17 protein-coding genes are annotated in these 14194 nt (G+C 63.0%); 7 read left to right on the top strand and 10 right to left on the bottom strand.

Features of this window, described 5'->3' with window-relative positions; genetic code table 11:
* Position 1 precedes the first annotated feature (1 nt).
* From NKI95_RS28875 to NKI95_RS28860, 4 genes are read right to left on the bottom strand one after another with little or no spacing between them, the layout of a single operon-like run.
* Entirely contained in the window at positions 2–1042 is a 1041-nt protein-coding gene (locus NKI95_RS28875; protein ID WP_352721058.1) for a zinc-dependent alcohol dehydrogenase family protein, read from the bottom strand.
* Positions 1043–1102: 60 nt separating this feature from the next.
* Positions 1103–1579, bottom strand: a complete 477-nt coding sequence (locus NKI95_RS28870) for a DUF4262 domain-containing protein (protein ID WP_352721056.1) — start codon at positions 1577–1579, stop codon at positions 1103–1105.
* Positions 1569–2219: a maleylacetoacetate isomerase gene (gene maiA, locus NKI95_RS28865; RefSeq protein ID WP_352721054.1), complete on the bottom strand. Its 651-nt coding sequence runs from the start codon at positions 2217–2219 to the stop codon at positions 1569–1571. The genes NKI95_RS28870 and maiA overlap by 11 nt, the downstream gene beginning before the upstream one ends.
* A gap of 4 nt (positions 2220–2223) precedes the next feature.
* A complete protein-coding gene (locus tag NKI95_RS28860; protein ID WP_352721052.1) occupies positions 2224–2946 on the bottom strand; it encodes a fumarylacetoacetate hydrolase family protein in 723 nt (240 codons plus the stop codon).
* Positions 2947–3157: 211 nt separating this feature from the next.
* Here NKI95_RS28860 and NKI95_RS28855 point away from each other — a divergent pair, with 211 nt between their 5' ends.
* Positions 3158–3841 (top strand): response regulator, encoded by a 684-nt coding sequence (locus tag NKI95_RS28855; protein WP_352721050.1) that lies wholly within the window; start codon positions 3158–3160, stop codon positions 3839–3841.
* Positions 3842–3934: 93 nt separating this feature from the next.
* Here the strand turns inward: NKI95_RS28855 and NKI95_RS28850 are convergent, their stop codons facing one another.
* From NKI95_RS28850 to NKI95_RS28840, 3 genes are all read right to left on the bottom strand, one after another.
* Positions 3935–4480, bottom strand: coding sequence for a hypothetical protein (locus NKI95_RS28850; protein ID WP_352721049.1), 546 nt, complete (start codon positions 4478–4480; stop codon positions 3935–3937).
* A gap of 70 nt (positions 4481–4550) precedes the next feature.
* Positions 4551–5891: an ATP-binding response regulator gene (locus tag NKI95_RS28845; protein WP_352721047.1), complete on the bottom strand. Its 1341-nt coding sequence runs from the start codon at positions 5889–5891 to the stop codon at positions 4551–4553.
* 10 nt (positions 5892–5901) lie between these two features.
* On the bottom strand, positions 5902–7041 hold the full coding sequence (locus NKI95_RS28840) for an FIST N-terminal domain-containing protein (protein ID WP_352721045.1): 1140 nt from the start codon (positions 7039–7041) through the stop codon (positions 5902–5904).
* 403 nt (positions 7042–7444) lie between these two features.
* Between NKI95_RS28840 and NKI95_RS28835 the strand changes: the two genes are divergently transcribed.
* Complete coding sequence (locus NKI95_RS28835) at positions 7445–8467, top strand: acyltransferase family protein (protein WP_352721043.1); 1023 nt, start codon at positions 7445–7447, stop codon at positions 8465–8467.
* A 19-nt stretch (positions 8468–8486) separates the two neighbouring features.
* On the opposite strand, the gene NKI95_RS28830 is transcribed toward NKI95_RS28835, so the two are convergent.
* Positions 8487–8975, bottom strand: coding sequence for a GNAT family N-acetyltransferase (locus tag NKI95_RS28830; RefSeq protein ID WP_352721089.1), 489 nt, complete (start codon positions 8973–8975; stop codon positions 8487–8489).
* 31 nt (positions 8976–9006) lie between these two features.
* Entirely contained in the window at positions 9007–9771 is a 765-nt protein-coding gene (locus NKI95_RS28825; protein WP_352721041.1) for a copper homeostasis protein CutC, read from the bottom strand.
* Positions 9772–9997: 226 nt separating this feature from the next.
* Here NKI95_RS28825 and NKI95_RS28820 point away from each other — a divergent pair, with 226 nt between their 5' ends.
* Both NKI95_RS28820 and NKI95_RS28815 read left to right on the top strand, forming a co-directional pair.
* Positions 9998–10441 (top strand): SRPBCC family protein, encoded by a 444-nt coding sequence (locus NKI95_RS28820; RefSeq protein WP_352721040.1) that lies wholly within the window; start codon positions 9998–10000, stop codon positions 10439–10441.
* 119 nt (positions 10442–10560) lie between these two features.
* Complete coding sequence (locus NKI95_RS28815) at positions 10561–11016, top strand: carboxymuconolactone decarboxylase family protein (RefSeq protein WP_352721039.1); 456 nt, start codon at positions 10561–10563, stop codon at positions 11014–11016.
* A 27-nt stretch (positions 11017–11043) separates the two neighbouring features.
* Here NKI95_RS28815 and NKI95_RS28810 read toward each other — a convergent pair whose 3' ends face one another.
* The gene (locus NKI95_RS28810) at positions 11044–11952 is read right to left on the bottom strand and encodes a LysR family transcriptional regulator (protein ID WP_352721037.1); all 909 of its coding nucleotides are present in this window, start codon (positions 11950–11952) and stop codon (positions 11044–11046) included.
* Between the two features lie 127 nt (positions 11953–12079).
* On the opposite strand from NKI95_RS28810, the gene NKI95_RS28805 reads away from it, so the two are divergent.
* Genes NKI95_RS28805 through NKI95_RS28795 form a run of 3 tightly spaced genes read left to right on the top strand, consistent with a single transcriptional unit; the run spans position 12080 to position 14174 of the window.
* Positions 12080–12583 carry a nuclear transport factor 2 family protein gene (locus tag NKI95_RS28805; RefSeq protein WP_352721036.1) on the top strand — a complete coding sequence of 168 codons (504 nt, stop codon included), beginning with the start codon at positions 12080–12082 and terminating at the stop codon, positions 12581–12583.
* Positions 12584–12642: 59 nt separating this feature from the next.
* Positions 12643–13626, top strand: coding sequence for an alpha/beta hydrolase (locus tag NKI95_RS28800; protein WP_352721034.1), 984 nt, complete (start codon positions 12643–12645; stop codon positions 13624–13626).
* Positions 13623–14174 carry a nuclear transport factor 2 family protein gene (locus NKI95_RS28795; RefSeq protein ID WP_352721033.1) on the top strand — a complete coding sequence of 184 codons (552 nt, stop codon included), beginning with the start codon at positions 13623–13625 and terminating at the stop codon, positions 14172–14174. Before NKI95_RS28800 ends, NKI95_RS28795 begins: the two co-directional genes overlap by 4 nt.
* Positions 14175–14194: the final 20 nt, after the last annotated feature.

Raw genomic sequence — 14194 nt, 5'->3', positions numbered from 1 at the left:
TCTAGAATCTAGTCACCACGCCGATGCCGATGCCTTCGAAGCCGCCCATCGCCATCAAAGCGGCCGGCGCCTCCTCGAGGCTGATCTTCTTGCCGACCAGCAGTTCGGGTTTGAGCTTGCCGGTGCGGATCATCTCCATCATCGCCTGGTAGCGAAACGCCTGCATGCCGTGGCTGCCGCGGATTTCGAGCTCGAAGGCGATCACCTTGTCCATCGGTATCTGCGGCCTTGCGTGGTCGCCGAGCATCAGGCCGACCTGCACGTGGCGCCCGCGGCGGCGCAGGTTCGCGATCGAATTGAACGAGGTACTGGGGTGGCCGAGCGCGTCCATCGACATATGCGCGCCGCCATTGGTGATCTGCTTGACCGCCTTGACCACGTTCGGCGTCTTTGCCGCGTTGATCGTCGCCACCGCGCCGATCTTTTTGGCGAAGTCCAGCTTCTCGTCGGTGAGGTCGATGGCGACGACATTGGCGCCCATGGCGCTGGCGATCATGATCGCCGACAGGCCGACGCCGCCGCAGCCATGCACGGCCACCCATTCGCCGGGGGTCACGCGGCCCTGATCGACGATGGCGCGGAACGAGGTGACGAAGCGGCAGCCGAGGCTGGCGGCAGTGGCGAATTCCATCTCGTCGGGCAAGCGCACGAGATTGGTGTCGGCATGGTCGATGGCGACATATTCGGCGAACGATCCCCAGGCGCTGAAGCCGGGCTGGAACTGATGCTCGCAGACCTGGTGGTTGCCCGAGGTGCATTCGAAGCAGCGGCCGCAGCCGACGGCAAACGGCACAGTGACGCGCTCGCCGCCCTTCCAGCGGGTCACCTGGCTGCCTGCGGAGACCACGACGCCGGCCAGTTCGTGGCCCGGCACATGCGGCAGGCGGATGCCGTCGTCGTGGCCCATCCAGCCATGCCAGTCGCTGCGGCAGAGGCCAGTCGCCTCGACCTTGATGACGACGCCTTCCGGTGCCGGCTCCGGATCGGGAACGGTCTGGATCGTTGGCGTTTCGCCGAACTTTTCGAAGACGACGGCTTTCATGACAAGGCTTTCATAAGTTTCAATTCAATAACGGCGCATTGGTCAGGCGGTTGTTCGGAGTTAGCTTGATGCCGGCGGCGTGTCGAGAAGCGGTTGCCGCTTTCGAAACCACTCGCTCGCTTCAGGATCCCACGGCCAGATGCCTTCGGTCCTAGGATAGATAAGCTGCATAACCCGGAAGCCCAGGCCGTCGTAGAACCAGATGTCCCAACCGAAATGTTCAGGGTAGTGCTCCACATGGACCGAGCCGAACTGACAGTCGAAGCCGCCTATGAAACCAGACGATCGCTGCCCGATGCGGAAAATCTCGCCGTTGCACACCCGTCTGCAGTATTGGTTGATGACAGACTGGGAAAGCTCTGGCTTCAGCCCGACAACGACCAGTTCAGGAGCATTGAAATTGTGCTCTATCCCCACCGAGTAGCTGAAAGGCGGATGCTCGCCTTCTTCCAGCACATACAGAATGTGGCAGCCATATTCTTCGATGTCGGCGAGCGTTTTCGCTTCATCTGGATCTTTGGCTTCTCTATTCGGCATCGATCTGGTTCTCCGGCGCGGCCTTCTGGAACGCCGGCAGCGCCATGCAGGCGGCATGGATGCGCGAGATAGTCGGGTAGGGCGTCATGTCGACGCCGAAACGGGCATTGCTGGTGACCTGCGCGACCAGGCAGATGTCGGCCAGCCCCGGCGTGTCGCCGTGGCAGAATGTCTTGGTCTCGGGCGAGGAAGCCAGAATCTTTTCAAGCGGCTGGAAGCCTTCGTTGACCCAGTGCCGGAACCAGTTGACGACATCCTGGTCGCCGGCGCCGAACAGTGTGCGCAGCGAGGTCAGCACGCGCAGATTGTTCACCGGATGAATGTCGTAGGCGATCATCTGCGCCAGCATCCTGACGCGAGCCCGGCCGGGTGCATCCTTGGGCAGCAGCGGCGGCTCTGGCGTGGTCTCGTCGAGAAATTCGATGATTGCCAGCGACTGCGTCAGCAGCGTGCCGTCGCCCAGGATCAGCGCCGGCACCAGCCCTTGCGGATTAACCGCGAGGTAGGCGGGATCCAGATGCTCGCCGTGGCGCAAATGATGCGGCACGTACTCGTAGGCCAGGCCCTTCATCTCCAGCGCGATCCGCACCCGGTAAGAGGTCGAGGAACGGTAGTAGTTGTGAAGGATGAGGTCGCTCATCGGATCACGGGCCCGGTTGGCCAATAGTCAGTTCGATTTCGCCGATGCCGTCGACGCCGCCGGTGATCTTTTCGCCCGGCCCAATGGCGCCGACGCCAGCTGGCGTTCCGGTGAAGATCAGGTCGCCGGGCCGAAGTTCTACCGCCTCGCTGCAAATCGAGACGATGTCGGGAACCGGCCAGATCAGTTCGGCGAGGTCGCCGTCCTGCCTGATCTCGCCGTCGACCGCGAGCCAGACGCGACCCTTTTCGAGATGACCGGATTTTTGCGCCGGGACCAGCGGGCCGCAGGGCGCTGAGCGGTCGAAGGCTTTCGACCAGTCCCACGGCCTTGCCGCCTTTTTCGCCTCGTCCTGAAGGTCGCGGCGGGTCAGGTCGACGCCGACGCCGTAGCCCCAGACATGGTCCAGCGCCCGTTCGCGCGGTATGCGAAAGCCGGCTCTGCCGATCGCGACGACCAGCTCGATTTCGTGATGCAGGTTTTGGGTCAGCGGCGGGTAGGGAATCGTCGTGCCCGAACCGACTGCCGCGTCGACCACCGCGTCGACCACCGCGTCGCCTGGTTTGGTGAAGAAGAAGGGCGGGTCGCGCTCGTCATTGCCGAGCTCGCGGGCATGGGCGGCGTAGTTGCGGCCGACGCAGAAGATCCGGCGCACCGCAAAGCGCTCCGGCGAGCCGGCCACGGCTACCGACGGGGTTGCAGGCAGGGGAAGGACGAAGCCGGTCATGCACTGTCTCTGTTTCAGCGGATCTGTCCCCGGCACATTCGGCCGATTTGGGCGGACGGGCAAGGCATTGGATGGCGGAAGATCCAGGCCTGTCGCATGGCGCCGCGGAAATCATGGGCACATTCTGCTTTAGCAAGCCAGGATGGCAATGTACTATTTGCCAATAAGCTGGCTATGGTTGCGGGCCTATTCTAGGCCAGACCAAACCGAAATGAAGCTGATGACCGATCGCGCCAGGTTCCTGATCATTGACGACCATCCGCTGTTTCGCGAGGCGCTGCACAGCGCCGTGCAGATGGCCTATCCGGAGGTCGACACGGTGGAAGCGCGCTCAATTGCCGAGGCGCTGGAATTTCTGGCGGATGCCAAGCCGTTCGACCTGGCGCTGCTCGATCTCAGTATGCCCGACGTGCATGGGTTTGACGGGCTGCTGCAGCTCAGGACGCGTTATCCGCGCCTGCCGGTGGTCATCGTCTCGGGCTATGAGGAACCGAAGATCATTTCCGAGGCGCTGTCCTATGGTGCGGCAGGCTTCATCCCGAAATCGGCGCGCAAGAGCGATCTTGCGGCGGCCATCCGCTCGGTGATGGAAGGCGCGATCTATGTTCCTGGGAGCTATGAGGGCCGGCCGCCCGACGCCAACAGCACCGACCGCGCCGAGATGGTGCAGCGCCTGGCCACGCTGACGCCGCAGCAGCTCAAAGTGCTGCAGATGCTGCGCCAGGGCCTGCTCAACAAGCAGATCGCCTATGAGCTGCAGGTCGGCGAGACCACCGTCAAGGCGCATGTCTCCGAAATCTTGCGCAAGCTCAACGTCTACAGCCGCACCCAGGCGGTGATCGAGGTCTCGAAGCTCGACAATGCCGAGCTGTTTCGGGACCATGCGGGGTTTTGAGAGGGCTCGCTAAAAAGCGCACCGTCACCGTAGTCGACCGCACTCGTGTCACCGCAATCGGACTAGCCACGGCTCTCACGTTCCCGACACCAGCTACGCAACCCGCGCCTCTCTAGTCAGATCAAATTCACGCGGCGATTGCTCTGCAGCAGTTAGCCGCTTTCCCGCGTCTAGTAAAATGGCGGCCTGCGGTCCTACGTAGAATGCTTTAATTTTACTAAATTGCTTTTTGAATGCTCTATTAAAAGTCTTCATTAGTTCCTGAGCGAGCGGCGTGTCGGAGACCGTTGCCACGCGGCCATTTATCACAACATCTTCAGTCCATCGCCCACCAGGGGAAAAAGTTACTGTGTCCGGATTGCCAAGCTGATCTAGCGAATACCGGATGCCGGAAGGTGTTTTTATCGGCCTCACCTCAATGGGCACAGCGTGGCCAGTGACAAGAAATGATCGACCGCTAGAAGCCGATTCAGTGGTTGATTGCCCAAGAGCTGGAATTTGCATTCTATTGCTAAAAGAGCCGAATTCCATCTCGGGAAGATGACCCATGAGGATGTATTTTATCGAAATTTCACGTTCTACTGCCTCCAAGACGGGAAGAAGATCGTCCTTTAGCGCGAAGAAGTGAATCTGCTTCATATGAATTACTGCCTAGGCACAAGTAATGGCTGGAATACGGTGACCCGTGTGCTGGGAAGATACGACCAGTTCAAGCCAGCAAATGCGCCAGCAGCGCGCGCAATTGCGCCGGCTTCAGCGGCTTGCGCATCAGCTCGATGCCGGCGGCGCGGGCGACTTTGGCAACGGTCTCCGAACCGTCGGCGGTGACGATCAGCGCCGGCACGGCGCGACCGAGATAATCGCGGACCTCGGCGATAGTCGTGGTGCCGAGGTCGCCGCCGTCGAGATGCTGGTCGGCTATGACAATATCTGGCAACCAGTCGGTATCGCCAAGCATGTCGAGCGCGTCACCGGTCGAGGTGGCGGGGCGCACCAGGCATTGCCAGCGCTCGAGCAGGGAGGTCATCGCCTGCAGCACGTCGATGTCGTTCTCGACCAGCAGCACCTTTGTGCCGAACAGGCCGTAGCCGCGCGGCCGCTCCATGTCGGCAGTGCTGGCGATTGGATCGGCTGTGTCGCCGATCCCGACCGGAACGTCGATATGGAAAATCGTGCCATGTCCGACCTTCGACGAAAACGTGACAGGATGGCCGAGTGCCGCGGCGATGCGGCGCACGATGGCCAGCCCCAACCCCAGCCCGCCGGCGGCAAGCCCGGCATCCGTCGGGATCGCGCCGCGATGGAATTCCTCGAACACCGCCTCGCGCTGGTCGTCGGGGATGCCGCAGCCGGTATCGGCGACGTCAATGCGGATCGTGTCGCCGCGATGCCTGGTGCCGACCAACACGCCGCCCGAGCGGGTATAGCGCAGTGCATTGGACAGGATGTTCTGCAGGATGCGGCGCAGTAAGGTTCGGTCCGAACGTACGAGCGCATTGACCGGCCGGAACTTCAGCGTCAGCCCCTTCATCTCCGCAACCGGCTGAAAATCCGAGCGCAGAGACGAAAACAGCGTCTCTAGGCTGACATCGGTGACGTCGGGCTGCACGACGCCGGCATCGAGCTTGGAAATGTCGAGCAAGGTGCGGAGCAGGTCCTCCATCGTCTCCAGCGATCGCTCGACCTGGCGGACCAGGTTTCTGCCTTCCTCGCTGGTCTGTACTTCGGCAAGCGCCGAGACCGACAGATGCGCGGCGTTCAGCGGCTGCAGCACGTCGTGGCTGGCGGCCGCCAGGAACCTGGTCTTGGACAGGTTCGCCAGCTCGGCGTTTTCCTTGGCCGCGTTCAAGTCGATGTTCGACTGCTCCAGCCGGCGCAAGGTCGAATGCAGCTCTTCGGTGCGGCTGCGCACCCGGCTCTCGAGCGAAATGGCGGTCTGGAACAGCGAAAAGGCATTGCCTTGCTGGTCCATGGAACGCTCGACGCGGCTGATCAGCGCGGCGTTGATCTTCTTCAGCCTTTCCAGGTCGTCGATGTTCCTGAGCGGCATCCCGGATTTCCTACTCCGCCGCTTCGGCCGCGTTGCGTTCACCGAAGGCGATGCCGGTAAAGGTCTGGTTCAGATGCATCGAACGGTACTGTTCGCCATAGGTGCCGAAGCCGAGGACGTTGTTGACCTTGTAGAGTTCCGAAATCTCGCGATAGACTTGGCGGTTGCGCGCGTCGAGCCGGCGCAGCACGCAGTCGAAACCGAGGATCAGGTCGATGCCGCCAAGCCTTTGGCTGACGTCGCTGAGCGCGGCGCGGGTCGCCTCGACCATGTCCTTGGGCTGGGCGACGGCAAGCACGACACCATCGTCGATGGCGCAGAAGAACGACAGCGAGCCGTCCGCGTGCATCTTCTGGATTGAACGGCAGTAAAATTCGCCGCCCACTTTCACCACCACCGGGTGCGAGGCAAAACTCAGTGGCGTCAGCATCTGCGCGACGACGCCGACCGAGGCGGCATATTCCTCGGCGGCATTGGTGGCGTTGAATTCGCGCACGATGCGGTGGTCGGGATCGGATGCCGTCACCACCAGCTTCTCGTCGGTGGGAACGAAATTGTCGGTCTTGAACACGTGGAAAGGAATTTCCGTGGTGATCAGCACGATGATGGCGCTGTCGGAGGTCACTTTGCCGTTCGAGATCAGCCGCGTTGTCTCGAATTTCAAATCATCGCCAGCCGACCCGCCGATCAGTGGAATATCGTCGAGCCCCCAATGGATGGCGGAGGTCACCGCTTCTTCGGCATAGGACAGCCCGTCGATCAAGCAGAGCGCGAAAGTGGTGTCGGCTCGCTCGTGCCCGAGGCGCTCGCGTAACGAACGTCTCAGCGCCTCGACTTCGCCGGTAATCCCGTCCATGCCCGATGAGGACAGATTTTCGACCATGGTGCTGGCTGCCGAAAACGATGCGGAGGGAAACAGCATAGCCAGGATCTGGCCTTCCTCCAGCCCTTTGGGCGTTATCTCACCGGCCGTCGAGCAGCCGGCATAGTGGAGCGCCGGCGCGTGGGTCTTCAGCGCTTCCGACAGGGCGACGGCCTCTATGAGACGCTGCGAGAAAAACAGGAGGGCAAACCCGGCGTCGATGGCCACTGCTTCCGCTGCCACCGCCCGGGCGAACGCATCCCCGTCAGATTCGTCGGTGGTGAGCACCGAAAGGCCGCATGCATAGCGCGTCCGTGACTTGGCCAGCGGCTTCCTCCTCCATTTCCTCCGACGCTTTTTTGTGCGCGTCTGGCGCGCCGGCGTCGAGGTCATTGTTGTCTTGAAGCGGCGCTTTGGCAATGAGCCAACATGATGGATTTGAAGTTTCTGCCGTTTGACGGCGTCCGCGCGGCCGCTCACAGACGGAAGGCGACATCGCACCGCGATGGCGGCGGCTGCCGCCAACGCCTGAGACTGCAGACCGTCGGTTTTGGGAAGGGCCTTGATGGCCCCTTTTTTGTGCGTCCCGTACTTCGGGCGTGTCGTTATCTCGCACTTGCACAAAGTTTTAGTGCACTGCAATATGGCTGAGAATGCGGCCTCCAGCCCGCCTGTCGCAGAAGGGACCGGCATGACGGACATCTCCGCGACGCGTCTTGTAGTGTCCAGGCCTGTCGCCGACAGCTCGGCAAGAACCAGGCTTGCCTATCTCGACGGCTGGCGCGGCCTGTCGATCGCGCTGGTGCTGATCGGCCATTTCTTCCCCGTTCCCGGCATCAATCTCGGCGTCCTGGGCGTCGAATTCTTCTTCGTGCTCAGCGGCCGGCTGATGGCCGAGATACTGTTCGTCGAACACTATCCGCTGAAAAAATTCTTCAAGCGCCGGTTCTCCCGCATCTACCCGGCACTGCTGATTTTTGTCGTTGCCGCGATGGTTGCCTTGTCCGGCACGTTCATCGCCTTCAAGTGGAAGGCGGCGCTGACGGCGCTGACATTCACCTACAACTATGCCGGAATTCTCGTCACCCGCGCCGGCGCGCTCGACCATATCTGGTCGCTCTGCGTCGAAGAGCACGCCTATATCATCCTGGCGCTGATCAGCGTCGTCGTCTCGGGGCGGTCCCGGGTCATCGTGCTGCTCGGCGCATTGTCGGTGCTGGCCATGGCAAACGGCGCCATCTCATACTGGGCGCTCGGAATAGGCTACGAGGGCTCCTATTGGCGCACCGACGTGCACATCGCCTCGATCCTGCTGTCGGCGGTGATATGCCTGCTCAAGGCCGACGACAGGCTGCCGGCGCTGCTCAAGGGTCCGCATGTCGCCCTGGCGACCTCAGTCATAGCTGTGCTGCTTTTCATGGCTGCCGTGCCAACCCCGATCCACTATCTGGTCGCGGTGCCGCTGTTGGCGCTCGCCGTCAACTCGCTCGACTTCAGCAGCCGGCACCTGACCGGGCTTCTATCCTCCCTGCCGATGACGATGCTGGGGCTGTGGTCGTATTCGCTCTATCTTTGGCAGCAGCCCTTGTATCAATTCGTCGACATAAAAGGCAGTTCGCCGTGGCTGATGCTGGCGGCGGTGTTCGCTTGCGCGCTGTGCAGCTACTACATCGTCGAAAAGCCGGCCCGCTCCTGGCTGAACCGCAATTGGTAGGGCGAACGGCGCCCGCCGTTCAGCCGGCAATCCGCCTTGCATAATACCGTACCGCCTTCTTGCCGCCGTGGATTACCGCGTCACCCACTTCCACAAAGCCGAGTGCGGCATGGAAAGCGTCCGAAGCCGGATTGGGCGGCTCGGCATTGACTTCGCAGGTGACGATCGCCTGGCCGGCGCGTGACGCCTGCTCGAACAGATCCTCATACAGCCGGCGGGCATGGCCGCGGCCGCGCGCTGCGGCGGCGACAACGACGCGATCGACATAGACGAACCGCGGATAGCGCTGGCGAAACCACAGGAAGTTGGGGCTGTCGTAGCTGGCGTCCTGATGGAACGTCATGATGAAGGCTTCGAGCGCACCGATGCGGCGCGCGTAAAACGCTTCGCCGAGCAGGAAGGAGAGGCGCTCGGGTTCGAGCCATGACAATTCGGCAGCATGCTCGTTGTTGAGCGCGAGGATGGCGGGCTCATCCTGCGGCGAAACCCGTTCGATCGGCAAACGCATTTCGATCATGTTTTTGTTCGATCTTCCAGGATCATGTCCGGGCAGCGGCGATGGTCGCCGCCACCATCGCCTCGTCGGTCACGGTGTTGCGGTATTCGCGGTCGAGGTCGGTGCCGCCCATGCCGACTTTCGGATTGCGGTAACGCATGGCGCTCGGCACGTCCTTGAGCGCGGCGAAGTGCATTTCGCTCAACCCGGTTTTCCTCCGCACCTTGCCGATGTTCTCGGGATCAAGCCCGCCGCAGCCGAGGATGATGATGCGGTCGCCGGCCTGCCTGACAAGATCGGCGAGCAGGTCAGCGCCCTCGAGCGCCGTGTCCCGCTGGCCGCTGGTCAGCACGCGGCCGACCTTGCAGCGGATCAGCGCCTCCAGTGCCTCTGTCGGGTCGCGGGTCATGTCGAAGGCGCGGTGGCAGGTGACGTTCAAGTCCCCCGCCGCCTTCACCAGTTCGCTCATGCGCTGCTCATCTATCGTGCCGTCGGCCGCGAGGCAGCCGATAACGACACCGGCGACGCCGAGCTCGGCAAGCGCGCGGACATCGGCGAGCATCGAACGATATTCGGCTTCGCTATAGAGAAAATCGCCGCCGCGCGGCCGCACGATGACGTGGAACGGGATCGTCGCCAGCTCGAGCGCTGTGCGCACCGTGCCGAAGCTCGGCGTGATGCCGCCCTCGATCAGGCTGGCACAAAGCTCGACACGGTCGGCGCCTGCGGCTTGCGCGGCCAGCAGGCCGTCTATGCCTTCGACGCAGATCTCGATCAGCGGCAGGCGAGGGCGTTCGGTCTCGATCATGGGCGATCCGTCGATGATTTCAGCTGGCCAGCGGTAGCATCGGGTCTGGTGCGATGAAAGCCGGAAGTGTTGGCTCAATGTGCTTGCGGGCGCGCCTGCCATTCCGCCGCTTGACACATTCATAACTTAAGCGTTATACGTAACTCATAGCTGATGGGTTATTGGTTCTCATGGAGAGCGCGTTGTTGAATAGCCCAGCCAAACCGCAAACAACGGGTCCGAAGTCATGACTGAAGCAACCAAAATCGAAACCAAATCCATTGTCGTCGAGCGTCTGATCCCGCATGCGGCTGAAAAGATATGGCGCGCACTGACCGTGCCGCATCTGGTTGCCGAATGGCTGATGGAGAACGACTTTGCGCCTGAGCAAGGCCATCGCTTTACCTTTCGCGCGACGCCGGTGCCTGGCTGGTCCGGCGTGACGAACTGCGAGGTGCTGAAGATCGAGCCGCCACGCCTGCTCGCCTACAGCTGGGGCGACGGCACCGAATCCGACAGCGGTCTGAAGACCGTGGTGACATGGTCGTTGACGCCCGAAGGTACTGCGACGCGGGTGCGCATGGAGCATTCCGGGTTCCGGTCCGAGGACGAGCGCGGCTACATCGGCATGGGAAGCGGTTGGCCGCGCATTCTCGAGCGGCTTGAGCGGGTGACTGCCTCGCAAAGCTGAAGATCCCGGCGCTCGCCTTGCCGCAACGCGGCGGCCGGCGAACTGACAGAACCAAGAAATATCGAGACCCCGGATGTTCGTCGTCCGGGCTTGAGAAAACACGCCCGAAGGAGACCACTGTGCAAGCACGATTGAAAAACCCGGTGATGCTCATTCCCGGCGCCCTGCAGGCGCTGCTGGCGCTGAACAGGTCGACGGAAACGGCTGACCTGTCCTATGTGACGCGCAAGCTCGTCCATTTGCGCGCCAGCCAGATCAACGGATGCAGCCTCTGCGTCGACATGCATGCGCGCGAATTGAAGAAGGCCGGCGAAAAGGACGAGCGCGTCTTCACCGTGTCCGCCTGGCGGGAGACACCTTATTTCACCGACGCCGAGCGCGCCGCGCTGGCGCTGACCGAGGCGGCAACCCGGTTGGCCGACCGGCCGGATCCGGTGCCGGACGCGGTCTGGGACGAGGCAGCCCGGCACTACGACGAAAAGGCGCTTGCCGCCCTGGTCGTCCAGATTGCCCTGATCAATGCGTTCAACCGTCTCAACGCAACTACCAGGCAGATGGTCGGCGCCTGGGGCTGAACGGGGCCGGGTTCCCGCAAAGCCACATCAGATCCGCAGCTTGTGAGAATTCGCGCGCACGAAGTCGATGAAGGCCCGCAGCTTCGGCGGTACCAGGCGGCGGCTGGGATAATAGAGGTGGAGCGGCTCGTAAGCGGGACAGAAAGGCTCCAGCACCTTGACCAGCGCGCCTGAGGCAAGAAGCGGCGCGGCGAGGCCCTCGACCGCGAAGGCGAGGCCAAGCCCTTGCGCGGCGGCGGTAATGCACAGCGGAAGCGTGTTCGCGACCAGACATGCGTCCGGCGTGAATGCGACTTCGCGTCCCTCCACGATGAACTCCCAGGGCGAAATCGCGCGGGTACGGGTGAGGGCGAATGCGATGCAGCGATGGGCGGCGAGGTCGGCCGGCCGCTTCGGCGTGCCGTTGCGCGCCAGATAGTCGGGGCTGCCTACCACGACCATCTGCAGGGGCCCGCCCAGGCGCGCGCCGATCATATCTTTCTCGAGAAGCTCGCCGATGCGCAGGCCGGCGTCGAAGCCCTCGGCGGCGATGTCGACGAAGCTGTCGTCGAAGATCAAACTAAGCCGCACTTCGGGATAAGCATCCATGAACGGCCGCATCAGTGGTTCGATCAGCAGCGGGGCGGCGATCCAGGGCAGGCTGAGGCGCAGCGTGCCGGCGGGACGGTCGCGGGCCTCGCGCAGTGCCGCACCAGCCGCCCGGATATCTTCGGCTGCCGGGCGCACATGATCGAGGTATTGGGCACCGGTTTCGGTCAAGCCAACGCTGCGGGTCGTGCGGTTGAGCAGCCGCACCCCCAGGCGCTCCTCGAGCCCCTTGACCGCCTCGCTCAACGAGGCCGGAGCGACGCCGAGCTCGGCTGCGGCGCGGGTGAAGCTCCTGGCCTCCGCAACTTTTACGAAGGCGACGATACCGCTGAATTGGTCGAGGCGCATTGTAAGGTTTTTCCAAATAGCCCTGTCGAACTCTACTGGTTTTTCCGGCGAACAAAAGGCGTCATATTGGGGTCACGAACGGATCTCGCTATTGCGAGGGCTCGAACGGAGCAAGGAGATAGGACCGATGACCAGGCTCGCTTTACTCTCCGCCGGCGCTGTTCTGGCGGTGTCTGCCGCCCCGGCGAACGGCGGGCCACTGGAGGACCGCAATATCCAGCTCATCAAGGACTATTACGCAGCTTACGCGACCGGCAATCCCGAGGCTGTTCGGTCCTTCCTCGCGGCCGACATCGTGTGGCGCATTCCCGGCCATCATCCGCTCGCCGGCGACAAGCGCGGGCCGGACGAGGTGGTCGCCTTTTTCCGCGGCCTGGCCGACGGCAAATTCAAGGCCGAGCCGATCTTCTTCCAGGCGCAAGGCGACCTCGTCGTCGATGTCCATCGCGGCTGGTCGAATGTCGGCTCAGGTCCCGAGATCGACCAGCTCTACGCGCTGATGTTCCGCATCAAGGACGGCAAGATCGCCGAGGCACAGAATTTTTTGACCGACATGTATCAGTCGGACGCCTTCTACTGGGCTCATTACCCGCTGACGCCATTGCCCGGCCGACTGGCTGGCGAGCGCTGAGACGGCGGTCTTTCTCGCAACGCGCCGCGCTTCTCACTCCAAGCCAAAGGAGACTTGCGATGCTTAAAATCCTGACACTTGCTGCAGCAACCGCCGTGGCGCTCGCCGCCTCCAATGCCTTCGCCGCACCGCGCATCGAGCGCGTCGCTTTCGCCTCGAACGGTGAGCAGATCATCGGCGAGCTCTATCTGCCGGAGGATTTGGACGCGGCGAAACCTCGGCCCGCGCTGGTCGTCACCGGCGCCTGGATGACGGTAAAGGAGCAAATGCCGGCCCGCTACGCGCGCGAGATGGCCGACCGCGGCTTCGTCGCCTTGACGTTCGATTTCCGCGGCTGGGGCGAAAGCGGTGGCATACGCCGCCAGTACGAAGACCCCAACGCCAAGATCGCCGACATCGAAGCGGCGGTCGCCTATCTCGCGAGCCGGCCCGAAGCCGATCAGGACCGCATCGGCGGGCTCGGCATTTGCGCCAGCTCCGGCTATATGGTCACCGCTGCGGCCGAAAACGCCGCGATTAAGTCGGTCGCCCTCGTTGCGCCCTGGTTGCAGGATGCCGAAGTGGTGGAACAGACCTATGGCGGCAGGCACGGCGTCGCCAGGCTTGAAGCCACGAGCGATGCGGCCGAGGCCGCGTATCGCCGCACCGGCAGACAGGCGTTCCTGCCGGCCGCGAGCCCGACCGACGAGCGCGCGATCATGTTCAAGATGCCCTATTACACCGAGCCCGATCGCGGCATGATCCCGGCCTGGCGCAACGAGGCCGATCCGGCCTTCTGGCGCGGCTGGCTGAGGTTCGACGCCATCCAGGCTGCCCCGCGCCTGCAGCAGCCCTTTCTGATGGTGCATAGCGAGGCGGCAGCCATTCCGCAGGGTGCGCACAAGTTTTACGCGCGGCTGACCAGCTCCAGGCAGGAGCTGTGGCTCGACAACGTCACCCAATTCGATTTCTACGATCGTGCCGCGCCGGTGAAGGCGGCGAGCGATGCCGTCGCCGCGCACTTCCGCGCGACGCTGGGCAGTGCGGGGGAGGCGGGACAATGAGCTTCGTCACCCGCCGGCATGTCCTGATCTCGGCGGTTTCCGCTGCGATGATTTCCGCCGTCTCGGCGCCCGCCTCGAGCGCATCGGGAGATGCGCTGACGGTCGAAGACAGGATCGCAATCGCCGAGGCAGTTGCCGGGATCGGCCTCTATGCCGATCTGCGTGAATGGAACCGGGTCAGATCCTATCTCGCGGCCCGCGTCACGACCGACTATACCAGCCTTTTCGGCGGCGAGGCGACAACCAGCGACCGCGACGCGCTGATCGCCCTGTGGCAAGGGCTGCTGCCGGGCTTCGACGCCACCCAGCACCTCATCACCAACATCACCGTTGAAGGCGCGGGCAATGACGCGGTTGCACGCAGCCATGTCCGCGCAACTCACTGGATCGGCGGCCGGTTCTGGACGGTCGGCGGCAGCTATCTCCACCGGCTGGTGCGGACGCCGGAAGGCTGGCGCGTCAACGCCATTGCCATCCATCGGTTGTACGAGGAGGGGGATCGCGCCGTTCTGGCCGCCGCTGCCGACCGGGCGAAAGCGGCGGAGTGAATTCGGACGTTGCTTGCTGC

This window comes from Mesorhizobium sp. M0306, from assembly GCF_040321655.1.
Taxonomy (GTDB): domain Bacteria; phylum Pseudomonadota; class Alphaproteobacteria; order Rhizobiales; family Rhizobiaceae; genus Mesorhizobium.
The sequence above is the reverse complement of the archived record's forward strand: the minus strand, read 5'-3'. Positions and strand labels throughout refer to the sequence as shown.

Coding starts and splice junctions, on each gene's coding strand:
- NKI95_RS28875 (WP_352721058.1), bottom strand. CDS start 1,042: ATGAAAGCCGTCGTCTTCGAAAAGTTCGGCGAAACGCCAACGATCCAG.
- NKI95_RS28870 (WP_352721056.1), bottom strand. CDS start 1,579: ATGCCGAATAGAGAAGCCAAAGATCCAGATGAAGCGAAAACGCTCGCC.
- maiA (WP_352721054.1), bottom strand. CDS start 2,219: ATGAGCGACCTCATCCTTCACAACTACTACCGTTCCTCGACCTCTTAC.
- NKI95_RS28860 (WP_352721052.1), bottom strand. CDS start 2,946: ATGACCGGCTTCGTCCTTCCCCTGCCTGCAACCCCGTCGGTAGCCGTG.
- NKI95_RS28855 (WP_352721050.1), top strand. CDS start 3,158: ATGAAGCTGATGACCGATCGCGCCAGGTTCCTGATCATTGACGACCAT.
- NKI95_RS28850 (WP_352721049.1), bottom strand. CDS start 4,480: ATGAAGCAGATTCACTTCTTCGCGCTAAAGGACGATCTTCTTCCCGTC.
- NKI95_RS28845 (WP_352721047.1), bottom strand. CDS start 5,891: ATGCCGCTCAGGAACATCGACGACCTGGAAAGGCTGAAGAAGATCAAC.
- NKI95_RS28835 (WP_352721043.1), top strand. CDS start 7,445: ATGACGGACATCTCCGCGACGCGTCTTGTAGTGTCCAGGCCTGTCGCC.
- NKI95_RS28830 (WP_352721089.1), bottom strand. CDS start 8,975: ATGCGTTTGCCGATCGAACGGGTTTCGCCGCAGGATGAGCCCGCCATC.
- NKI95_RS28825 (WP_352721041.1), bottom strand. CDS start 9,771: ATGATCGAGACCGAACGCCCTCGCCTGCCGCTGATCGAGATCTGCGTC.
- NKI95_RS28820 (WP_352721040.1), top strand. CDS start 9,998: ATGACTGAAGCAACCAAAATCGAAACCAAATCCATTGTCGTCGAGCGT.
- NKI95_RS28810 (WP_352721037.1), bottom strand. CDS start 11,952: ATGCGCCTCGACCAATTCAGCGGTATCGTCGCCTTCGTAAAAGTTGCG.
- NKI95_RS28805 (WP_352721036.1), top strand. CDS start 12,080: ATGACCAGGCTCGCTTTACTCTCCGCCGGCGCTGTTCTGGCGGTGTCT.
- NKI95_RS28800 (WP_352721034.1), top strand. CDS start 12,643: ATGCTTAAAATCCTGACACTTGCTGCAGCAACCGCCGTGGCGCTCGCC.
- NKI95_RS28795 (WP_352721033.1), top strand. CDS start 13,623: ATGAGCTTCGTCACCCGCCGGCATGTCCTGATCTCGGCGGTTTCCGCT.